20 protein-coding genes are annotated in these 20,883 nt (G+C 62.1%); 7 read left to right on the forward strand and 13 right to left on the reverse strand.

The window, feature by feature from the left end; genetic code table 11:
* Position 1: 1 nt before the first annotated feature.
* Positions 2–952, forward strand: a complete 951-nt coding sequence (locus EM6_RS07475) for a hypothetical protein (protein ID WP_126421537.1) — start codon at positions 2–4, stop codon at positions 950–952.
* 349 nt (positions 953–1,301) lie between these two features.
* Here EM6_RS07475 and EM6_RS07480 read toward each other — a convergent pair whose 3' ends face one another.
* Positions 1,302–1,514 carry a YodC family protein gene (locus EM6_RS07480; protein ID WP_172961160.1) on the reverse strand — a complete coding sequence of 71 codons (213 nt, stop codon included), beginning with the start codon at positions 1,512–1,514 and terminating at the stop codon, positions 1,302–1,304.
* A gap of 175 nt (positions 1,515–1,689) precedes the next feature.
* Entirely contained in the window at positions 1,690–2,697 is a 1,008-nt protein-coding gene (locus EM6_RS07485; RefSeq protein ID WP_126421541.1) for a 2'-deoxycytidine 5'-triphosphate deaminase, read from the reverse strand.
* Between the two features lie 105 nt (positions 2,698–2,802).
* On the opposite strand from EM6_RS07485, the gene apaG reads away from it, so the two are divergent.
* The 3 genes from apaG (at position 2,803) to EM6_RS07500 (ending at position 6,760) form a co-directional block, all read left to right on the forward strand.
* Entirely contained in the window at positions 2,803–3,201 is a 399-nt protein-coding gene (gene apaG / locus EM6_RS07490) for a Co2+/Mg2+ efflux protein ApaG (RefSeq protein ID WP_126421543.1), read from the forward strand.
* Between the two features lie 216 nt (positions 3,202–3,417).
* A complete protein-coding gene (locus EM6_RS07495) occupies positions 3,418–4,857 on the forward strand; it encodes a methyl-accepting chemotaxis protein (protein ID WP_126421545.1) in 1,440 nt (479 codons plus the stop codon).
* Between the two features lie 115 nt (positions 4,858–4,972).
* Entirely contained in the window at positions 4,973–6,760 is a 1,788-nt protein-coding gene (locus tag EM6_RS07500; RefSeq protein ID WP_126421547.1) for a bifunctional protein-serine/threonine kinase/phosphatase, read from the forward strand.
* 210 nt (positions 6,761–6,970) lie between these two features.
* On the opposite strand, the gene EM6_RS07505 is transcribed toward EM6_RS07500, so the two are convergent.
* The 5 genes from EM6_RS07505 to argH all read right to left on the reverse strand — a co-directional run bounded on the left by EM6_RS07505 (position 6,971) and on the right by argH (position 11,140).
* Complete coding sequence (locus EM6_RS07505; RefSeq protein WP_126421548.1) at positions 6,971–7,435, reverse strand: thermonuclease family protein; 465 nt, start codon at positions 7,433–7,435, stop codon at positions 6,971–6,973.
* Between the two features lie 20 nt (positions 7,436–7,455).
* Positions 7,456–7,992, reverse strand: a complete 537-nt coding sequence (locus EM6_RS07510) for a DUF4175 family protein (protein ID WP_126421550.1) — start codon at positions 7,990–7,992, stop codon at positions 7,456–7,458.
* A gap of 24 nt (positions 7,993–8,016) precedes the next feature.
* Entirely contained in the window at positions 8,017–9,333 is a 1,317-nt protein-coding gene (lysA, locus tag EM6_RS07515) for a diaminopimelate decarboxylase (RefSeq protein WP_126421552.1), read from the reverse strand.
* Between the two features lie 104 nt (positions 9,334–9,437).
* Positions 9,438–9,734 carry a hypothetical protein gene (locus EM6_RS07520; RefSeq protein WP_126421554.1) on the reverse strand — a complete coding sequence of 99 codons (297 nt, stop codon included), beginning with the start codon at positions 9,732–9,734 and terminating at the stop codon, positions 9,438–9,440.
* Positions 9,731–11,140, reverse strand: a complete 1,410-nt coding sequence (gene argH, locus EM6_RS07525) for an argininosuccinate lyase (RefSeq protein ID WP_172961161.1) — start codon at positions 11,138–11,140, stop codon at positions 9,731–9,733. Before argH ends, EM6_RS07520 begins: the two co-directional genes overlap by 4 nt.
* Between argH and EM6_RS07530 the strand changes: the two genes are divergently transcribed.
* The 3 genes from EM6_RS07530 to EM6_RS07540 all read left to right on the forward strand — a co-directional run bounded on the left by EM6_RS07530 (position 11,139) and on the right by EM6_RS07540 (position 14,699).
* On the forward strand, positions 11,139–11,825 hold the full coding sequence (locus EM6_RS07530) for a TlpA family protein disulfide reductase (protein ID WP_172961162.1): 687 nt from the start codon (positions 11,139–11,141) through the stop codon (positions 11,823–11,825). The two genes, argH and EM6_RS07530, sit on opposite strands and share 2 nt — an antisense overlap.
* A gap of 395 nt (positions 11,826–12,220) precedes the next feature.
* A complete protein-coding gene (gene hisC, locus EM6_RS07535; RefSeq protein WP_126421559.1) occupies positions 12,221–13,324 on the forward strand; it encodes a histidinol-phosphate transaminase in 1,104 nt (367 codons plus the stop codon).
* Positions 13,325–13,595: 271 nt separating this feature from the next.
* Positions 13,596–14,699, forward strand: a complete 1,104-nt coding sequence (locus EM6_RS07540; RefSeq protein ID WP_126421561.1) for an aromatic ring-hydroxylating oxygenase subunit alpha — start codon at positions 13,596–13,598, stop codon at positions 14,697–14,699.
* A gap of 98 nt (positions 14,700–14,797) precedes the next feature.
* Here EM6_RS07540 and dinB read toward each other — a convergent pair whose 3' ends face one another.
* The 6 genes from dinB to EM6_RS07570 form a co-directional block, all read right to left on the reverse strand.
* Positions 14,798–15,886, reverse strand: a complete 1,089-nt coding sequence (gene dinB, locus EM6_RS07545) for a DNA polymerase IV (protein ID WP_126421563.1) — start codon at positions 15,884–15,886, stop codon at positions 14,798–14,800.
* Positions 15,887–15,958: 72 nt separating this feature from the next.
* Positions 15,959–17,011 (reverse strand): bifunctional DNA-binding transcriptional regulator/O6-methylguanine-DNA methyltransferase Ada, encoded by a 1,053-nt coding sequence (gene ada, locus EM6_RS07550; protein ID WP_126421565.1) that lies wholly within the window; start codon positions 17,009–17,011, stop codon positions 15,959–15,961.
* A 92-nt stretch (positions 17,012–17,103) separates the two neighbouring features.
* Entirely contained in the window at positions 17,104–17,508 is a 405-nt protein-coding gene (locus EM6_RS07555) for a PTS sugar transporter subunit IIA (RefSeq protein WP_013478000.1), read from the reverse strand.
* Between the two features lie 155 nt (positions 17,509–17,663).
* Positions 17,664–18,092, reverse strand: coding sequence for an HPr kinase/phosphorylase (locus tag EM6_RS07560; protein ID WP_126421567.1), 429 nt, complete (start codon positions 18,090–18,092; stop codon positions 17,664–17,666).
* Between the two features lie 167 nt (positions 18,093–18,259).
* On the reverse strand, positions 18,260–19,840 hold the full coding sequence (locus tag EM6_RS07565; RefSeq protein WP_126421569.1) for a stimulus-sensing domain-containing protein: 1,581 nt from the start codon (positions 19,838–19,840) through the stop codon (positions 18,260–18,262).
* Positions 19,841–19,981: 141 nt separating this feature from the next.
* Complete coding sequence (locus tag EM6_RS07570; protein WP_013477997.1) at positions 19,982–20,692, reverse strand: response regulator transcription factor; 711 nt, start codon at positions 20,690–20,692, stop codon at positions 19,982–19,984.
* Positions 20,693–20,883 lie beyond the last annotated feature (191 nt).

Below are 20,883 nucleotides of genomic sequence, written 5' to 3' on the forward strand. Positions count from 1 at the left end.
CATGACCGACATTCTCACCTGGACTGACGCGCATAAGGCGGGCTTTGGCCGTGAAAACCTCACCTTCACGCACGACCTGCACAACAGCCCGCTGTTTACCGATGAAGCGCTGATCGCCCTGATCGACCGCTATCCGCGTGACAAGCTGGAAGTGTTCACCATGGGCTACGACCCGACCAACTGGGGGCAATGGTTCCTCGGTCGCCGCGGCGCGCATGACGGACGCGCGCTGATGGAAGGCGTGAAGGCCGGGCGGCTGTGGCTCAACCTGCGCAAGGTCAATCATGCGGACGCCGATATCGGCGCCCTGTGCGAGGCCATGTTTGCCGAGATTCGCGCCAAAACCGGCGTCAGCACGCTGAAGGAAGATCTGGGTCTGCTGATCTCTTCGCCCAATGCCCACGTCTTCTATCACCTCGACATCCCACTGGTGACCCTGTGGCAGATACGCGGCGTCAAGCACGTCTATGTCTATCCGCCCAAAGCCCCCTATGTCTCCGATCACGACCTCGAAGGCGTGGCCCTGCGCGAATCGGATGAGCAGTTGCGCTTTGATCCGGCGTGGGATGCCGAGGCGATGAAGGTCGAGTTTGTGCCGGGGCAGATGCTTACGTGGAAACAAAACGCCCCGCACCGCATCGTCAATCAGGATTCGGTGAACGTCTCCTTGTCGATCGAGTTCATGACCCCGGCGGCCATCTGGCGCGCCAATGTCATCTACGCCAATGGCTGCCTGCGCCGCTGGCTGGGGCTGAAACCCGCTCTGGCGACGTCCCCTAAATGGCTGGAGCCGTTCAAGGTGGTGTTTGCGCGTCTGGTCAAGATGACCGGTGGCTATAATGGCAACAAGTCGCCGCTCAAGCCGCGCTTTACCCTGGACGAAACCCGCCCCGAAGTCCTGCACTTTGATGAGGGGGTCGAAGTGCCGGTGCCGTCAAAGCGAGCGGCTTAGCCTCTTTTCATACCTCCCCAGCTTGCTGGGGTATAGCGCAGCGAAAGTATAGCTTTCGCCAGCGTTGGAACCGCACGCAGCTTGCGAAGCAAGCAAGATGCGGTGGTGGGGGTTTTTACTTAGAGCGTATTTCGTTCAGATTGAATCGAAATCTCGCTCTAACATTTTGTTTTGTCGCGCATTTGATTCCGAAACGGAGTTCGGCGAAGCCAAAACCGTTGCACACTTTTCGGAATGCGCTCTAAGTTCAAAAGACTCAGCAGGTGGACATATCGAAAAACACCCCACCACCCTTTGCTCCGCAAAGGGTCCCCCTCCCCGCACGATGTGCAGGGAGGTGTAAGCCTGTTTACAATGACGGCGATGCCACCGGCGTCGGTTCGTTTGGCGCGGCCTCGGCAGTAGCGGCGACCAGCAGATCGGCCTTGAACTTGTCTGAATGGCGGTCGCCGTGTTCGTCGAACCAGTCGCAATAGACATAGTTGTCGAGATCGACATTGTTGACGGTCATGGCCGGGCCGCCGGATTTGAGCTGAACCGTATCGCCAATCATATAGCCCATACTATCCTCCATCATCTGAAGGACCATCAGGCACACACGGGCGCAAAAAAGCGATATGCCGCGCGCACCGCCTGTAAAAGTCTTCAATTTGGATGAGATGGCAGGAGGCTAGCGCCGCCCGTATATGAATACGGGCAAGCGACGCCGACACCCCAGATCGCCAAATTCAAGACTTTTACCAAGGCCTGAAATGCTTGGACAGTTTCAGCCCCTGCTTCTGGTAGTGCGACCCGCCCTGTCCATAGAGCTGTTCCGGCCTGGCCACCAGCGGCTCATAGACCAGACGCGCCACGGTCTGCCCGTGTTCCAGCAGGAAGGGCGTCTCGTGGCAGCGCACTTCCAGCACGCCTTTTGAACCGATGCCGCCCGCCTCTTCGGTGCCGAAGCCCGGATCGAAGAAACCGGCATAGTGGACGCGGAATTCGCCGACGCTGGGGTCGATGGGCAGCATCTCGGCGGCTTCGGTCACCGGGATGACGACATCGGTTTGCGAGGCAAGGATGTAGAATTCGCCCGGATCGAGCAGCAACTGCCCCTTGTTCTGATAAAGCGGCTCCCAGAAGTCGCGCGGATTGTGGCCATCGACATGATCGAGGTCGATGACCCCGGCGTGACGCCGCGCCCGATAGCCGACCAGATCGCCGGTCATCAGGTCCACGCCGCAATCGGCCGTATAGAGCTTGGGCACCTCACCGGTCTTGAGGCGCAACTGGTTCAGGCGCGTCCCCGTGCGGGCCAGCACCGAAAAGGTCTGCGGTGCGATTTCGACATAGATCGGGCCCTTGTAGCCTTCGCGCACATCGTCAAACAGGTCGCCGAAATCCGACAAAAGGCGCACGAAGACATCCACGCGCCCGGTCGAGCTTTTGGGGTTGGCGCGCGCCGAAACGCCGGTGGGCAGGCTTAAAAACTCCTGCAACTCAGCGATATAGACGCAGCCCGATTCGAACACCGCGCCCCGCGTCAGGTCCATTTCGTGCATCACCACGTCGGGCAGGCGATCCATTACCCGCTTGCCGCGCGGCAGATAGGAGGCGCGCACGCGCCAGGCCCTCGCCCCCAGCCGCAGGTCGATCGAGGCCGGCTGAATCTGGTCGGCATCAAGCGTTGAGGCGCTCATAATGGCGCTCTGATCAACCAGTTCACGGATGGATTGCAGCGGCAGGATACCGGAAACAGTCATCAGGAATCGCAACTTTCTTAAAGCAGGGGAGGTGCATTTAAGCGGCTCAAACACAATGCGCAAAGAAAAACTGACACAGGCCGCGAAGCGTCCTATTCTGCGCCCATGATCTATACCGCCACCACCGACGGCGTGACTGTCAGCGTCCGCGTTCAGTTCATTCCGCGCAATGATGACGCCATCCGCGCCCACAAATGGCTGTGGACCTACCACATCACCATTGCCAATGCTTCAAACCGCGCCCTTCAGCTCAGGACGCGACACTGGCGCATCACTGATGCGCTGGGCCGCGTGCAAACGGTCGATGGCGAAGGCGTGGTCGGCGAAACCCCGCGCATTCGTCCGGGGGATAGCTACAGCTATGCGTCTAGCTGTCCACTGGATACGGACTCCGGCACCATGGGCGGGCATTATATGTGCGTGACGGATGAGGGCGAATGGCTGGCCATACAGGTGCCGCTGTTCTCGCTGGATGCGCCGCAGACCCGGCGCGTGTTGAATTAGAGCGAAATGACTTTAGGTGGAAACGCCATTTCGCTCTACATTTTTGTTTTGTCGCGATGTTTTTGCGGAAAACCGCTCACACTTTTGGCTTCGCCGAACTCCGTTTCCGCACATCGCTCTAAGGCTGCCGCCTGAGCCGCTTCGCCTTGTTCAACACCTATAAACCATTTCAGCGGACCCTCGGCTCAAAACCCATAACCGCCGAGGAACCGCCCCATGACGCAAGCCGCCCTGTCTGGCCTGACGCCGGTGTCCGCTGAGACGACGGACACAGCCTCCGCCCATCAGGTCATCCACCGCATCTCGGATATTGCCGGTTCCGTCGGGCTCGAACTTCTCTCGGTGTCGGGCAATATCGAGACGGTGGTACGCCGCCATGCCGATCAGACCTGCGCCCTTAAGACACTGGCCGACGCGGCGGCTGAGGTGTCCGCGCAAAACGCCCGTCTGGTCGATCTGGCCCGTGAGGCCGAGGGTCGGCTGGATCAGTCGGCGCGCGACACCGAAAGCCGCGTCTCACAAGCCATTGGCGCCATGGAACACTGGGTCACCAGCGCTGAGGGGCAGGCCTCGCGCATCACCGCCTTGTCCAGCAGCCTCGCCTCGGTGGCGCAGGTGGCGCGGTCCATCGAAACCATCGCGTCGAACACCAACCTTCTGGCGCTGAACGCCACCATTGAAGCCGCCCGCGCCGGTGAGGCCGGACGCGGCTTTGCGGTCGTTGCCGCCGAGGTCAAGGCCCTGTCGGCGCAGACGCGCGAAGCCTCCCGCCATATCCAGCAAACCCTGTCGGCCCTGACGCAGGAAATCGAAACCCTGACGCAGATCAGCGAGGACAATCTCGACATGGCGCGCGCCGTATCCGGGCAGGGCACCGGCAAAACGTCGTCTCAGGACTCATCTCTGGCCGGTATCGGCGAAGCCTTTGATCAGGCGCGCGACACCCTGCGCGCCGTCACCGAAGGCGCGGGCCGCATTGAGGGCCATTCCGGTGAACTGCGCGAAGGGCTGGGACAATTGGCCTCCGATGTTGCGCAACTGGACACCCTGCTGACCGGCGGTAGCCAGCGCCTTGAAAAGGTGGCGATGGACGCCGAAGCCATCATGCAACTGACCTCATCGGCGGGTGTCGAAAACGCCGACAGCGCCACTGTGCGCAAGGCCACAGACGCCGCTGAGCGCATCCGTCAGATGTTCGAAGCCGCTCTGGCCAGGGGCGAGATCGCTCAGGCCGATCTGTTTGACGCCGATTACCGCCCCATCCCCGGCACAAACCCGGCCCAGGTCATGACGCGCTTTGTGGCCCTGACCGACCGCCTGCTGCCCGATCTTCAGGAAGCCATCCTCAGCAGCGACCCTCAGATTGCCTTCTGTGCCGCGGTGGATCGCAATGGTTTCCTGCCGACACACAACCGCAAATTCTCACAGCCTCAGCGGCCCAACGATCCGGAATGGAATACGGCCCATTGCCGCAATCGCCGCCTGTTCAATGATCGCGTCGGCCTGCGCGCCGGGCAAAACAGCGGCCCGCCTCTGGTGCAGGCCTATCGCCGCGATATGGGCAATGGTGAATTTGTCATGATGAAGGACGTCTCTGCGCCCATAATCGTGCACGGAAGACACTGGGGCGGATTTAGAATCGGTATCCGGCTTTAATTTTTTGCCATAATCGCGGTTTTCGTTTTATCGTTCTGTGACAGAAGGATGGACGTCTTGCATACCGGCCCACGCGGGCGCGGGCACAAAGAGCGTCTGAAACACAGGACACTGCATGGCCAGCCTGCCTACCGCCACCCGTCTCAAGGCCGCCGTCGGGTTCGCCAGCCATATCGGCCGCCGCGAGGACAATCAGGACTTTGCGGCCTCGTGTCTGGCCGATGACGGGTCACATCACGGGCTGGTGGCGGCGCTGGCTGATGGGGTTGGCGGGCGCAAGGGCGGGCGCGTCGCCGCCGAACTGAGCGTGCGTTCCTTCATCGACGACTATCTCAGCCAGACCGAGGCCCTGTCGCCGCAAAAGACCGCCGGGCGCGCGCTGGAAAGCATCAACTACTGGCTCCACCGTCAGGGGCAGAAGGACGAAAACGTCCGCGGCATGAGTTGCGCCTTCACCGGCGTGGTGATCAAGGGCAACCGCCTGCACTCCTTCCACGTCGGCGACACGCGGCTTTACCGCTGGCGCGAGGGCTATCTGGGTCAGATGACGCAGGATCACAAGCCCGAAGGCGGCGAGGATTCGCCCTACCTCACCCGCGCCATCGGCTTCGAAGAGGTGGTGCGCATCGACTATCGCATCCACGACATCTTCCCGCACGACCGGCTGTTGCTGTGTTCCGACGGGATGCACGCCAAGGTGCCGGAAGCCCAGATCAACGCCATCCTGTCCGAACGGCTATCGGCCGATGATACGGCGCAGAAGCTGGTCGATATGGCCATCCACAATGGCGGCGATGACAATGCCACCGTGCTGATCATCGACATTTTCGAACTGCCCCCCGCCACCGTCAAGGACCTTGACGCCGCCATTTCGCGCCTGCCGATGCGCGAACCGCCAGAGGTGGGCGAAACCATAGACGACTTCCGGCTGGAGGTCATGCTGGCCGACGGCATGTACAGCCGCGTGTTCAAGGCGCGCGACCTGTCGGCCACCGGGCCACTTTCGACCGTGGTGCTCAAATTCCCTAAGCCGCACAATCTGGGGGCCGAAACCCTGGCCCGACAGGCCTTTGTGCGCGAAACCTGGGTGGCCAGTCGCGTGCAGCACATGTGGATCGGCTCGGTCCTGCAACTGCCGCCCAAGCGCCAGACCTGCCTCTATGTGGCGCAGCCCTTCTATGAGGGCGAAACGCTGGAAAAACGCCTGTCGCGCAAGCCGGCGATTGGCCTGAGCGAAGGCATCGACATCGCCACCAAGCTGGCCAAGGCGCTGGGCTCGCTGCACCGGGCAGGCGTCATCCATCGTGACGTCAAACCCGATAATGTGATCCTGCTGAAAGATGGCGGGCTGAAACTGGTTGATCTGGGCTTTGCGCGCCTGCCCGCGCTTGACGAAAAGACCGGTGTCCTGCCGCCCGGCACCAATAACTACATGGCCCCGGAACTGTTCGATGGTCAGTGGGGGGATGAGCGCTCGGACATCTTCGCGCTGGGGGTCACCCTGCACCGCCTGTTCACCGGCGGCACCTTCCCCTACGGCGAAAGCGAGCCCTTCACCAAGCCGACGCTGAAACGTCCGGACCTTCTCACCCACAAACGTCATGACGCGCCGGGCTGGCTGGAGAGCATCATTCTTCAGTCTCTGGCCCCCAATCCGGATGAGCGCTTTCAGGACGGGTTTGAAATGGCCTTTGCACTGGAAACCGGCTCTTACGGCGTCAATCCGGCCTCGATCCGTAAGGCCGCGCGCTTCCATCCGGCGCGCCCGTGGCAGATCGCGACGGCAGTCCTGACGGCGCTGGTGCTGTGGCTGGGGGCCCTGCAACTGGGGCTGATCGCCGGGCCGGACGTCGAGGCCACCAAGGCCTTCCTGCGCGAGCATGGGTTTCCGGAGTTGAAATAACCTTCTTCGGCCGTTGGTATAAGGTCAAACCACAGATTTCACAGATTTCACAGATTAAGATGTCTTTATCATAAAGTCATCGCGACCAAAGCCGCAAAGGCGCGAAGCACTCATCTGTGAAATCTGTGGTTCCCCAAACATAAGGCACTCAGAGACCATTTTCCTTGCACAGCACAGCTCCCACGGCTCTATTTCCTTTTCGTGGGGCGATTATTGACTGTGCCGGAAATCCTCCGGGGCCCTGACCTCATAGGCCCAGGCGCCGGTGCGGGTGCGTTTGGCCGTCTCTTCGGCGGCGACATAGCGGTCGGAATAGCGGCGATAGGCCAGAGCCAGCCCGGCCCGTACCTGCGCCTCGCCCAGATCGCGGCCTTCGACGGCGCAAAAGGCCAGTATGCGCCCATACCGGTCTTCGCCCTGCGGGTCACAAACGACCTCGGCCCCGGCCACCAGACGTTTCAGTTGCCGACTGGCCGCCTCGCCACAGGCAAAGGCCCCGCAGCGCTGATCATATTCAAAGGCATCGACGCCTTCGAGGCGCACCTCAACACCGTCCACGCGCAGGGAATCGCCGTCTATGGCCTCGGCCTCGCCGCTAAGCGTTCCAGTTTCCAGTTTGGACTCTTGCGGCGATGAAGACGGCGCGGGTTTACACGCCGCCAGCGCGGCCAGCATCAGAAGGCCCGCCCAACGCCTCAGCGGGAGGCATCCAGTTGCGCCAGCACGACCGGCGCGCCCTTGTGCAGGGGCATATAGGCCGAGGCGATCTGGCTCAGGGGCACCGGCCCCTGCGTCAGGTAGCCGAATCCAAACAGAATGAGCATCAGATAGCGCAGAGCCAGCGGGTCGCCCTTGGCCATACCGGCCTTGGCCTTGCCGATCTTCAATGACGGCTGCTTCGTCTTGTGGCGCAGACCGATCAGCACTTCGGGTGTGACGCCATTATCGAGCGCCAGTCGTGTATTGATCTCGGTAAAGCTCGGCTGTCTGAAGCCGCGCAGGTTCAGCACGGCAGCAAGGGCGGCCACCACAACACCCGCCGCCAGAACGCCCAGATGCCCCAGCGGGCTCAAGGCCGCAAATATCCCCCATTGCGCGGCCACGGCAATGGCACCGGCCAGCAGCAGAAACGGCGTCAGGGCGGGCAGGATCTGCTCCCAGATCATCACCACGTGCGTCCAGAACAGCGCCCGGTTCAGCTTGGATAAGGGTTTTGTCCGTTGCAGCTTCATGCCGTCCCCCATAGACGTGCGGATTTAGTCCACCTTTACCCTATGCGGTCTTAACCATTCCGGCAAGACCTCACGGTTCATCATCTCCTCATAGGCGGGGCGAGGACGCACCACCGCCCAATTGGTGTCACGCACCAACACCTCAGGGGCGAGCGGGCGCGAATTGTATTCGCTGCCCATCACCGCCCCATAGGCTCCGGCCGACATGAAGGCGACCAGATCACCGGCCTTCAGCGCCGGCATGTCGCGGCCGCGCGTAAAGGTGTCGCCGGTTTCGCAGACGGGGCCAACCACATCGTAGGTGGCGGTTTCGTTGGTCTGACCCGCCGTCACCGGGCGGATGTCATGATAGGCGTCGTACATGGCGGGGCGGATCAGGTCGTTCATCGCCGCATCGACGACCAGGAACTTCTGACCCGAATCTTCGCGCTCATGGATATGGATGACGCGCGACACCAGAATCCCGGCATTGGCGGCGATCAGGCGCCCCGGCTCAAAGGTATAGCGTACCCCCAGATGGCCGACCGTCAGCGCCACCATCTGCGCAAAATCGTTGGGCGACGGCGGTTCGGGCATATTGAAATAGGGCACACCCAGCCCGCCGCCCAGATCGAGGCGCTCAACGCTCAGGCCACCGGCGCGCAGTTCCTGCACCCAGCCCTTCATCTTCGAGAAGGCCGCCTGCATGGGGGCAAGGTCGGTGATCTGGCTGCCGATATGGCAGGCAATACCCATCGGCGCGATATTCGGATCAGCGGCCGCCTGAGCATAGAGGGCGATGGCTTCGCGGGCCGACACGCCGAACTTGTCCTTGGCCCCGCCCGTGGTGATCTTGGCATGACCGCCCGCGCCGACGCCCGGATTGATGCGGATAACGATCGGGGCCACCACGCCCAGAGACCCCGCCACGTGGCTGAGGCGTTCCAGTTCGGGCTTCGATTCGACATTGAGCTGATAGATGCCGGTCTTCAGCGCGAAGGCCATTTCTTCGTCGGTCTTGCCCACGCCCGAAAAGACGATGCGTTCCGGCGGAATACCGGCGGTCAAGGCCTTGCGGATTTCGCCCTCGGACACCGTATCGGCCCCGGCCCCCTGTTCGGCAAGCGTTTGCAGCACAGCCAGATTGGAGTTGGCCTTGGTCGCATAGGCGATCAATGGGGCTTCATTCTTGGGGCTTTGCAGGGCGTCCTGCGCCCACAGGGCCTGAGAGAAGACCTGAAAATGCCGCTCAAAGGTGGCGGACGAATAGACATAGAGCGGCGTGCCGACGCGCTCAGCCAGTTCGCGGATGGATACGCCCTCGGCGTGCATCTCGCCGTCACGGATGTCAAAATGGTTCATTTGAAAACAGATTCCTGTGAGGCGGAAAGAACCCCCACCACCGCATCTCAGCTACGCTTCGTGCGGTCCCCCTCCCCGACACGTCGGGGAGGTATAAAATGATTTTACTGGCGCTGGGCGTTGCCCGTGCCTTCGAGCGGCGCGTCGGCGACCTTGCTGTTTTGCTGATAGGGGTCGGGCATTTCGTTCTTGAATTCCTTGCGCGGCAGGGCGCGCTCGGTGGCCTTACCCTCGGCCTCGGCCTTCTTTTTGGCCGCGACCTCTTCCTGAGCGCGTTTACCCCACAGAGGCGGCGCGCGTTCCAGATCGCCTTGTTTGGCACAGGCCGTCAGACCCAGACCGGAGATCGCGGCCAGCAACAGGGCGGCCTTCACAAACGAACGCGATACGGTAGCGGTCATACCAAAATTTCCTTCCAACGCTGGATCTGTTCACGCACCCGCACAGGCGAGGTGCCCCCATAGGACAGGCGCGAAGCCGCCGAGGCTTCGGGCGTGAGGACACTATATACGTCTTCGGTAATCCCCGCCTCCAGTTTTTGCAGATCAGCGAGCGACAGTTGCGAAAGGTCCACACCCTGCCCTTCGGCCAGCTTGACCGCCGCCCCGGTAACATGGTGCGCATCGCGGAACGGCATGTTGAGGGTGCGCACCAGCCAGTCGGCCAGGTCCGTCGCCGTCGAAAAGCCCGATGAGGCCGCGGCCTTCATGCGCTCCAGATTGGCGCTCAGGTCGCGCACCATGCCGGTCATGGCCGCCAGCGCCAGATCGAGCGATTCAAAGGCCTCAAACACCGGCGGCTTGTCTTCCTGCATGTCCTTGGAATAGGCGAGAGGCAGGCCCTTCATCACCGTGGTCAGGGCGATCAGCGCGCCATTGATGCGGCCCGTCTTGGCGCGCACCAGCTCAGCCGCGTCGGGATTGCGCTTTTGCGGCATGATCGAGGAACCGGTCGAAAAAGCGTCCGACAAGCGGATGAAACCGAACTGCGGCGTCGTCCAGATGACGATTTCTTCGGCCAGACGCGACAGATGCCCGGCGCAAATCGCGGCGTGGCTCAAAGACTCCAGCGCGAAATCGCGATCGGAGACGCCGTCGAGGCTGTTGGCCGTCGGGCGGTCAAAGCCCAGCGCCTGCGCCGTCATGTGGCGGTCGATCGGAAAGGGCGACCCGGCCAGAGCGGCGGAGCCCAGCGGGTTTTCATTCATACGCTTGCGCGCGTCTTCGAAGCGCGTGGCGTCGCGACCGAACATTTCGACATAGGCCATCAGGTGGTGGCCAAAGGTCACGGGCTGTGCCGGTTGCAGGTGGGTGAAGCCCGGCATCAGGGCGTCGGCATAGTCTTCGGCGCGCGTCACCAGCGCCTTTTGCAGGTCACGCAGTTGCGCAATCGTATAGTCCACGCGGTCGCGCACCCACAGGCGGAAGTCGGTCGCCACCTGATCATTGCGCGAACGCGCCGTGTGCAGACGCCCGGCCGTCGCCCCGATCAGTTCACGCAGACGCGCCTCGACATTCATATGGATGTCTTCGTATTCGGCGCGGAAGGGGAAGGTCCCGGCTTCGATCTCAGCGATGATGGTTTGCAGCCCGGCGTCGATCTCGTTGGCCGCCTCGGCGCTGATGATGCCCTGTTTGGCCAGCATGGCGGCGTGGGCGCGTGATCCGGCGATGTCCTGCGCCCACAAACGTTTGTCAACCTCGATCGAGACGTTGATGGCTTGCATAATGGCGTCAGGTTGGGCAGAGAATCGTCCACCCCACATTTTCTGCCCGGCGGAATTGGGGGATTGCGAAGGATCGGTCATGAATGAGCCTCTGGACGAAAACACGGACACGGCGAACGCCGAAGCGCAGGCCCCGCAGACAGAGCGGACCAGACCGCCGCGCAAGCTGAAATTCAACCTGATCGTCGCGGGCCTGCTGGTCCTGATAATCGCCGTCTCCGTAGCGGCTGTGGTGCTGTTCCGTCAAGCCGAGACTGACGGGACGGTCGCCGCCGAAAGTGGGCCGGTCGCTGAAGGGCCGCTCAAAACCTACGCCACCGGCGCGCTGGCCAAGCTGGAAACCCACGCCGCCCCGCGCCCCATCGAAGACATCAGCTTCCTCGATGGCGAAGGCAAGACGGTCAAGCTGTCGGATTTCAAGGGCCGCGTGGTGGTGCTGAACGTCTGGGCGACGTGGTGCGCGCCGTGTAAAGTTGAGATGCCGACCCTGGCCAATCTGCAAAAGGGCTATGACCCGCAAAAGGTGCTGGTCCTTCCGCTCAGCATCGACAAGGCCGAGGACAAGGCGGCGGTCGAAAAAGAACTGAAGCTCAGCGGCGGCCTGCCCGTCTATATGGACTCCGAAATCCAGCCAATGAGCAAGTGGGGCATTGTCGGCATGCCAACAACGATCATCCTCGATAAAAACGGTCAGGAAGTCGCGCGCCTTGGCGGCGAGGCCAAGTGGGACGCACCGGAGGTCAAGGCGCTGCTCGACGCGCTATAGCGATGTGCGGAAACGGAGTTCGGCGAAGCCAAAAGTGTGAGCGGTTTTCCGCAAAAACATCGCGACAAACAAAGATCTAGAGCGAAGTAAAGCTCCGCCTACCCTGCATAGCGGGGGAGGTGTCAGCGAAGCTGACGGAGGGGGCAACCCGCCGTGCCAACAGGGCATTGAACCGGCTGCCACGTGGTGCTAACCAGCACCTAGTGTCCTGAATCTGAAATTCGCATGTGCTTGATATCGTCCACTGGCGAATTTCAGATTCAACAGGACACTACCAAATTGTTGTATCTAGTATCGTTTTTTGAATTTGAAGTTCGCCCGGGTCTCGATATCAGAATGAAGCGAACTTCAAATTCACGATACTAGTAAAATTCGCACGCGCAGGAACATCCCCGATGGATACCGTTTCGCCCCCCGCTTCTACCCCTGAACCCAAATCCGGTATCTGGGAGATTGCCGCCTATGTCGGGGGCAAGTCGAAGATCGAAGGCGTGGCCGAGCCGATCAAGCTGTCGTCCAATGAAAACGCGCTGGGCAGTTCGACCAAAGCTGTTGAGGCCTTCGAAGCCGCGCGCGCCAAGCTGTTCCGCTATCCCGACGGTCACGCTGCCCCGCTGCGTGAGGCCGTGGCCGCCTATCACGGCCTTGAGCCGGACCGCCTGATCTTTGGCAATGGCTCGGACGAGGTGTTCGGTGTGCTTAATCAGGCTTGGCTGGAGGCCGGAGACAATATCGTTACCGGTGAACACGGCTTCCTTGCCTACCGCATCAGCGCCGAGGCCTGTCAGGCCGAGGTGCGTCTGGCCCCCGAACCCGCTCAGCGCGTCGAAATCGAACGTCTGCTGGAGCTGGTCGATGCGCGCACCAAGATCGTCTATATTTCCAACCCGGCCAATCCAACCGGCACCTGGAACACGCCGGACGAGATCGCCGATCTGCGCAGCCGTCTGGCACCGCACATCCTGCTGGTCATCGACGAAGCCTATGCGGAGTTTGCCGACGAGCCGACCTATCAGAGCGCCTTTGGGCTGGCGCGCAATTGCGACAACATGATCGTCACGCGCACCTTCTCGAAGATTCACGGACTGGCCGGGTTGCGGGTCGGCTTCGGCTACGCCCCGGTGCGGGTGATTGAGGCGCTGGATCGCATCCGGATGCCGTTCAATATCAACCTCCCGGCCCAGTACGCCGCCGTCGCCTCTCTGGCCGATCAGGCGCATCTGGACGCCTCGCGCACGCAGGTACTGCAATGGCGGCCGCGCTTTTATCAGGCGGTGCGGGCGCTGGGCTACCGCGTCGATGTCAGTCAGGGCAATTTCGTCCTGATCCACTTCGCCGACGAAGCGCAGGCCGTGCGTGCCAATGAACACCTGATGCGTAAGGGCTTTATCGTGCGTCATGTCGCCAATTATGGTCTGCCGCACTGCCTGCGCGTCACCATTGGCAAGGATCACGAAAACGAAGGCTTCCTCGCGGCACTGGGCGCGTTCGGGGGATAGAAGATCATACCTCCCTGGCTATGCCGGGGAGGGGGACCGCGCCCGAAGGGCGGGGTGGTGGGGTGTCTTGCGATATCCCCACCTGCTCAGTTTCCTGAATTCAGTAAGAACCCCCACCACCGCATCTCACTCACTACGTTCGTTCGTGCGGTCCCCCTCCCCAACACGTTGGGGAGGTATGCTACGGTGGTGCGACAAATAATCGCTTTTGGCGACGGCGCGCGCTGAACTATAGTCACTCTTTTCGCCCGTTTTGTGATATCGTTTGCCCATGCCTGATCAGTCCGCCCCGCCCATCGCCAAAGAACGTCTTGTCTTCGGGCAGGGCTTCCTCCGCGACGCCTGGTATTTTGCGGCACTGGCCGACGATCTGAAGCCCGGCAAGCTGCAACGCTACGAGATTTTGGGCGAGCCGGTGTTGCTGGCCCGCGACACGCAGGGCAAGGCCTATGCGATGCGCGACATCTGCCCGCACCGCGCCGCGCCCTTGTCCGCCGGCAAGATGATCCCTGACCCCAAGACCGGTCAGCCGGTGGTGCAGTGCCCCTATCACGGCTGGACCTTTGGGACGAATGGTGGCTGCACGGCTGTGCCCTCCCTGACCGCCGATCAGCCTATGGACGTCGACCGCATCCGGGTGCGATCTTACGCCGTTAAGGAACAACAGGGCATCGTCTGGATCTACATGACCGCCGATGCGCGCCGCCCGGCGGAGCCCGATCATCAGCCGCCCCTGCTGCCCGGTGTGGTCGGGGGCAAACCCATTATCGTTGAGAGCATGGATTTCGACAGCCACATCGACCACGCGGTGGTGGGGCTGATGGACCCAGCCCACGGCCCCTATGTGCATCAGCAATGGTGGTGGCGCTCCTCCAAGAAGCAGCTCGAAAAGGCCAAGGCGTTTGAGCCGCGTGAGTTCGGCTTTGCGATGGTGCGCCACGCGCCGTCAAAAAATTCGCGCGCCTATCGTATTCTGGGCGGGGCCCCGGCGACCGAGATCACCTTCCGCCTGCCCGGTGTGCGCTATGAGCATATCGAGATCGGTGAGCGGCAGATTCTGGGCCTCACCTGCCTGACACCGGTGCACGCCACCAGGACGCGCATCACGCAGATCTTCTGGTCGGATCACGCCATTTTCCGCGCCATTGCGCCGATCTTCAAATATGGCACCAGAGCCTTCCTCAAGCAGGACGGCGACATGGTCAATCTGCAAAACGAAGGGCTGAGATACGATCCGTCACTCCTGTGGATCGACGACGCCGACACACAGGCCAAGTGGTACCAGCAACTCAAAAAAGAGTGGATGGCGCACCGTTCCGAAGAACGCCCCTTCGCCAACCCGCTGAAACCCGCCACGCTGAAATGGACCAGCTAGAGCGATGTGCGGAAAAGTGCGAGCGGTTTTCCGCAAAAACATCGCGACAAAACAAAAATTTAGAGCGAAATGGCGATTCCACTGAAAGTCATTTCACTCTAAATCGCCAGCGATAATTGCTGCGGTTCCGCCTGCGCCTCCGACCCGCCCAGCGACGACAGGGTGACGCCCAGCAGGCGAATACCCTTAGCAATCGGGAAGACGCTTTCGAGCAGGCTGCCCGACAGGCGCGCCAGTTCGTCCTTGTTGAGCACGGTGGCGGCCGCCGTGTGGCTGCGGGTGATCTGCTGGAAGTCGGTATATTTAACCTTCAGAGTCACGGTGCGGCCGCGCGTGCCGTGCTGATCGCAGTAGCGCCAGACCTTGTCCACAATGGGGGAAAGGGCGGCGCGCGCGGCCTCCAGCGAAAAGATGTCCTGAAAGAAGGTGTTTTCCGCACCCACCGACTTGCGCACCCGGTCGGGCTGCACGCGGCGATGGTCGATGCCGCGCGCGATATTGTAGTAATAGTCGCCCGACACGCCGAAATGCTTTTGCAGAAAGGCCAGGTCCTGCGCCTTGAGATCGGCCCCGGTCAGGATGCCCAGCCGGTTCATCTTCTCTTCGGTCGCCGGGCCGATGCCGTGGAATCGCCCCACCATCAGGGTTTCGACAAACTCAGGCCCCATGCGCGGCGTGATGACATAAAGCCCGTCCGGCTTGCGATAGTCCGAGGCCATCTTGGCCAGAAACTTGTTATAGGACACGCCCGCCGAGGCCGTCAGCCCGGTCGCCAGCTTGATCCGTGCCCGGATTTCCTGCGCGATCAGGGTCGCCGAAGCGATGGCCTTGTGATTGTGCGTGACGTCGAGATAGGCCTCATCGAGCGACAGCGGTTCCACCAGCTCCGTATAGTCTTCGAAAATCTCGCGGATCTGCTTCGATACGGCCTTATAGGCGTCAAAGCGCGGCTTGACGAAGATCAGGTCCGGGCATTTGCGTCGCGCCGTCACCGACGGCATGGCCGAGCGGACGCCGTATTTGCGCGCCTCATACGACGCCGCCGCCACGACGCCGCGTTCCAGCCCACCCACCGCCACGGGCTTACCGCGCAGATCGGGATTATCGCGCTGTTCCACAGAGGCGTAGAAGGCATCCATATCCACATGGATGATCTTGCGCAGGGGTTCGATGTTCTCGTTTTCCATGGTGCGGTTCCGCAGCGTCATTAGAACGTAATGCGAACATAGCACAAAAAGAGAACAAATCAAGCGGTGAGCCTAACGTTCCGCCTCCAGCAGCGCCGCCTTGCGCTCTACGCCCCAGCGATAGCCCGACAGGCTGCCGTCGGTACGCACCACGCGGTGACAGGGGATGGCCACGGCGATCTTGTTGGCGGCGCAGGCCGAGGCGACGGCGCGCACCGCGGCGGGTAAACCGACCCGTTCGGCCAGTTCGCTGTAGGAGACGCGCGTGCCGGCGGGCAGGGCCTGAAGCGCAGCCCACACCTTCTGCTGGAACAGGGTGCCGCGAATATCGAGCGGCAGGTCGAGCGCGGTTTGCGGCGCTTCGATCAGGCCCGCCACGCGCGCCAGGGTCTCTTCAAACGCCGCGTCCCCACCGATCAGTTCGGCCTTGGGAAAAGCGTCCTGAAGGTCGCGCACCAGCGCCTCCGGGTCGTCGCCCAGAAACACGGCACAGACGCCCTTTTCGCTGCGCGCGACCAGAAGCGCCCCCAGACGCGACTGCCCCACGGCGAAGCGGATCACCTCGGCCACGCCGCCCTTGCGGAAGGTGCGCGGTGACATGCCCAGCGCCTGGGCCGTATCGGCGTAGAAGCGGCTGGGGGCATTGAAGCCAGCCTCGTAGATGGCCTCGGTGACGCTGCCGCTGGTCTTCAGCGCGGCGCGCATCCGGCCACTGCGATGGGCGCGGGCATAGGCCTTGGGCGTCAGACCGGTGACCGCTTTGAACAGGCGGTGAAAATGGAAGGGGCTTAGGCCCGCCCGCTGCGCCAGCGTTTCGAGTTTCGGCTCGACTTCGGCGGTCTCGATCTCGCGGCAGGCCTCGGCGATGCGCTGCGCCTGAAGGGCGCGCTGACCGCCCTGATCGGGCTGGCAGCGCATGCAAGGGCGAAACCCGGCGGTCTCGGCCTCCGGGCCAGTGGCAAAAAAGCGCACATTCTCAGGCTTTGGCCGCCGCGACGGGCAGGTGCAGCGGCAATAGACGCCGGTGGTCTTCACGGCATAGACAAAGGCGCCGTCCTGCGTCGCATCGCGGGTGGTCACGGCGCGCCAGCGCGGGTCTTCGGTCAGGGCAAAGGCTGCGGTCATGGATGGTTCCTCACTCACCGGATACCTCCATTGTGACGCCAACGGCCCGTCGGCGCTTCCCGCGCCTTGCGGTCAAATTCGGGCGGTCACGCTCAGTTGTCACCCGACAGGACGTAAGAGGCGACGGTGACGTATTTGCGCCCGGCCTCCTGCGCGTGTTGCACGCAATCGGCCAGGGCCTCCAGCTTGCGCAGGGTCGCCAGTTTGATCAGCATGGGCAGGTTGAGCCCGGCGATCACCTCGGCCTTGGTCTGCTCCATGACGGAGATGGCCAGATTCGACGGGGTGCCACCGAACATGTCGGTCAGCAGGATCACGCCGTCGCCGCTGTCATTGGCAAAGGTGGCCTTGAGGATGTCCTGACGGCGCTGAGCCACGTCGTCTTCGGGCCCGATACAGATGGCCGTCACCTGATCCTGCGGTCCCACAACGTGTTCCATGGCGGATACAAACTCTTCCGCCAGACCGCCGTGGGTCACGATCACCAGTCCGATCATATAGACGTCATCCCTACACGTGACCGCCCGTCGGGTCCCGGATTTCGGGTCGGAGCGGGGCACAAGAAACTGATTATAGACCCAATTCACTGCACTGCAAAAAGGTCTTTCGATTTAGGACGAAAATGCGACGGTGCCAAGGGCGATCCGCGGGATCACGACAGAAGACGCAGCCGGGTGAGCAGTTTGGCCACAGTCGAAGCTTCCCTTGGGTTAAGCCTGAGGGTGGGCAAATCATACCCCAGAACGGGGGTCAGCTCGGCTTCGGGCAGGCGCTCAGGGGGCGATAATTGGCATTGCACACAAAGACTTACGCGGGTCAGGGGGCGACGGGGTTGTGGCGTTATGCCGATACCGCGCACCTCCATTCGCCCGGCAATGGTGTCCGGAGCGCTGGCGAAAATGTGATCGCCCGACGCCCACAGGACCGAGTAGTCGTCGCTCACAAGTTGAAACCCGGTCTCCAGCGCGCGCAGGACGAGATCGCTCTTGCCGATACCCGACGGCCCCATCACGAGCACGCCCCGCCACTGACCCCGAATGGGCACGGTCAGCGACGTGGCGTGGAGGATGATTCGAGACAAGTACGGGCTCCGGATAATCATACCTCCCCAGTTTACTGGGGAGGGGGACCGCACGACGCTTGCGGAGCAAGCTAGATGCGGTGGTGGGGGTTCTTACTTATTCAACACGCTATACAGGTGGACACAACGAAAGCCCCTCACCGAAGGCAGGAGGGTATAGGGATGGGTCACTGATACACGTTCGGCAGGGTAATGGTAAAGCGGGCACCCGCGATGGTGTGGTCATCGTCCAGACGGTTCTCGGCCCAGATACGGCCACCCTGCGCCTCGATGATCTGGCGCGAGATCGACAGACCCAGACCCGAATTGCGCCCGAAATCCGTGCCCTTGGGCCGCGAGGTATAGAAACGCTGGAAGATAGTCTCCAGATTTTCCGTCGGGATGCCGGGGCCCTCGTCCTCAATCACGATGTGCACCGGGCGCTTTGGATCGGCGTCGGAATAGGCGACGCAGACGCGCACCGTACCGCCTTCGGGCGAGAAGGAGCGCGCATTGTCGATGACATTGCGGAAGACCTGCCCCAGCGGCCCTTCGCGGCCCATCACCTTCGACGCCGCCGGGGTCAGTTTGCGCTCCAGACTGACACCCGCCCCCTCGGGCATATGCTGATAGAGGGAGACGATGTCTTCGAGCAGGGCGCCGACATCGACGGGTTTGGGCACATCGCGCGCCAGTTCGGCATCCAGGCGTGAGGCGTTGGAAATATCGGTGATCAGCCGATCGGCGCGGCGCACATCCTGTTGGATGACGGCCATCAGGCGTGCCTTGGCGGCCTCATCCTTCACCAGGCTGAGGGTTTCCAGCGCGCTGCGGATCGAGGTCAGGGGGTTCTTGATCTCATGCGACACGTCGGCGGCGAAGCGGTCGATATCGTCCATGCGCTTTTGCAGCGCTTCGGTCATGGATTGCAGCGAACGGGCCAGAATCCCCACCTCATCGTGGCGCGACTCCAGATCGGGCAGGGAGAAGGTGCGCGCCTTCTGCATCCGCACCGCATCGGCGGCGTCGGACAGGCGGTGGATGGGCCGGCTGACCAGCCAGTGCAGCAGCAGCGACGAAAACAGGCTGACGCCCAGCGCCACCAGAATAAAGGGCAGCATGGCCCAGCGCTGCGCCGCGACGATGGTGTCCACGTCGCCCGCCTCAATGGTCAGCACGCCCAGTATCGCCTTGACGCGCTTCAGCGGCACCGAGACGGAAACGACCTTTTCGCCTTTTTCGTTATAGCGCACCGACGCGACCGGCTCACCGCTCAGGGCCTGTTTGACCTCGGCGTCCAGCGCCTCACGCGCCTTTTCCTGCCGCAGATTGCGCGCCTTGCGCCGCTCGGTATCGGGCAGGGTGTCCTCGACCGGCGGCAGGCTGCGCACATCGATCTGTTCGGAGACGGAATAGGAGTCGGTAAGGACGTGCCCCTTGGCGTCGAACAGGCGTGCGCGCTGTTCTTCGGGGATGAAGCGCCCCAGCACCAGCACGGCATATTGCGGCTCCAGATAGGGCTCAGGGTCACCGGCGGTGGCGACCTCGGCGATGATCTCGCCCATGGTCTCCGCCTGCGCCATCAGCGACTCCTTGCGGTTGTCGATCAGGCCCTGACGGAATTCATTCAGCACCAGCGCGCCGGTGATCAGCACCAGCAGACCGGCCAGATTGAGCAGCAGGATCAGCCGCCCCAGCCGCGCGCGGAAAAAACCGATGCGCGCAAAGGGCGGCAGAAGGCGACGCTGCGGGGTTTCGGTGCCGGACATTATTTACAACTCCCCAAGGAACTGAGGAGGTGGACGCAACAAGCCCACCCACCGCCGCCTCTCTCCGCCAGCGGCGGCCCGTGCGGCACCCCTCCCCGGGCAGGCCGGGGAGGCATAAGGGAAGCGGGCAAACGGCATGGGTTACACTTCGCGGTAGCGATAGCCTACGCCATAGAGGGTTTCGATGGAGTCGAACTCCTGATCGACCAGACGGAACTTCTTGCGCATACGCTTGATGTGGCTGTCGATCGTGCGGTCATCGACATAGACCTGATCGTCATAGGCGGCGTCCATCAGGTTGTCGCGGCTTTTGACGAAGCCCGGACGCTGCGCCAGCGCGTGCAGCAGCAGGAATTCGGTGACGGTCAGGCGCACCGGCTTGCCCTCCCAGGTGCATTCGTGGCGGGCGGCGTCCATGACCAGCTTGCCGCGCTTTAGCGACTTGGCATTCAGCGCTTCCTGCGTTTCCGGCGGCTCAGACTGATCGACGACGCCGGCGCGGCGCAGCACGGCCTTGACGCGCTCCAGCAGCAGGCGCTGCGAAAACGGCTTGTGCATATAGTCGTCGGCGCCGAGGTTGAAGCCCAACACTTCGTCGATCTCATCGTCCTTCGACGTCAGGATGATCACCGGCAGGTTGGAATTCATGCGCAGACGGCGCAGGACCTCCATACCGTCCATGCGCGGCATCTTCACATCAAGGATGGCCAGATCGGGCGGGTCCTTTTCGAGTGCAGCCAGACCGGTCGCGCCGTCGTGATAGGCCTGCACCGTATGTCCGCCGCTTTCCAGCGCCAGCGAAACGCTGGTGACAATGTTTTCGTCATCATCGACAAGGGTAATTCTGGCCATAAGCCCTCCGGTTGTCTTACCTGTGGCGCACCATATAACGCCGTTTACGCCAAAACACTCAATTATTGACCAAATATAGGCCGCTCCGGGGTGATAATCAGGCCCGAACGACCCTTCAACGTTAATTTAACAGGATTCGTCCATATTTCGACGTGAATGGCAGGGTTTGTGACACGCGGGTCATAAAGAGC

The organism is Asticcacaulis excentricus (genome assembly GCF_003966695.1).
GTDB lineage: Bacteria > Pseudomonadota > Alphaproteobacteria > Caulobacterales > Caulobacteraceae > Asticcacaulis > Asticcacaulis excentricus_A.

Coding starts and splice junctions, on each gene's coding strand:
- EM6_RS07555 (WP_013478000.1), bottom strand. CDS start 17,508: ATGATCGGACTGGTGATCGTGACCCACGGCGGTCTGGCGGAAGAGTTT.
- argH (WP_172961161.1), bottom strand. CDS start 11,140: ATGACCGATCCTTCGCAATCCCCCAATTCCGCCGGGCAGAAAATGTGG.
- EM6_RS07505 (WP_126421548.1), bottom strand. CDS start 7,435: ATGCTGGCCGCGCTGGCGGCGTGTAAACCCGCGCCGTCTTCATCGCCG.
- dinB (WP_126421563.1), bottom strand. CDS start 15,886: ATGGAAAACGAGAACATCGAACCCCTGCGCAAGATCATCCATGTGGAT.
- lysA (WP_126421552.1), bottom strand. CDS start 9,333: ATGAACCATTTTGACATCCGTGACGGCGAGATGCACGCCGAGGGCGTA.
- EM6_RS07510 (WP_126421550.1), bottom strand. CDS start 7,992: ATGAAGCTGCAACGGACAAAACCCTTATCCAAGCTGAACCGGGCGCTG.
- EM6_RS07495 (WP_126421545.1), top strand. CDS start 3,418: ATGACGCAAGCCGCCCTGTCTGGCCTGACGCCGGTGTCCGCTGAGACG.
- EM6_RS07565 (WP_126421569.1), bottom strand. CDS start 19,840: ATGTCCGGCACCGAAACCCCGCAGCGTCGCCTTCTGCCGCCCTTTGCG.
- EM6_RS07500 (WP_126421547.1), top strand. CDS start 4,973: ATGGCCAGCCTGCCTACCGCCACCCGTCTCAAGGCCGCCGTCGGGTTC.
- hisC (WP_126421559.1), top strand. CDS start 12,221: ATGGATACCGTTTCGCCCCCCGCTTCTACCCCTGAACCCAAATCCGGT.
- EM6_RS07520 (WP_126421554.1), bottom strand. CDS start 9,734: ATGACCGCTACCGTATCGCGTTCGTTTGTGAAGGCCGCCCTGTTGCTG.
- EM6_RS07570 (WP_013477997.1), bottom strand. CDS start 20,692: ATGGCCAGAATTACCCTTGTCGATGATGACGAAAACATTGTCACCAGC.
- EM6_RS07480 (WP_172961160.1), bottom strand. CDS start 1,514: ATGGGCTATATGATTGGCGATACGGTTCAGCTCAAATCCGGCGGCCCG.
- apaG (WP_126421543.1), top strand. CDS start 2,803: ATGATCTATACCGCCACCACCGACGGCGTGACTGTCAGCGTCCGCGTT.
- EM6_RS07485 (WP_126421541.1), bottom strand. CDS start 2,697: ATGACTGTTTCCGGTATCCTGCCGCTGCAATCCATCCGTGAACTGGTT.
- EM6_RS07530 (WP_172961162.1), top strand. CDS start 11,139: ATGAATGAGCCTCTGGACGAAAACACGGACACGGCGAACGCCGAAGCG.
- EM6_RS07475 (WP_126421537.1), top strand. CDS start 2: ATGACCGACATTCTCACCTGGACTGACGCGCATAAGGCGGGCTTTGGC.
- ada (WP_126421565.1), bottom strand. CDS start 17,011: ATGACCGCAGCCTTTGCCCTGACCGAAGACCCGCGCTGGCGCGCCGTG.
- EM6_RS07540 (WP_126421561.1), top strand. CDS start 13,596: ATGCCTGATCAGTCCGCCCCGCCCATCGCCAAAGAACGTCTTGTCTTC.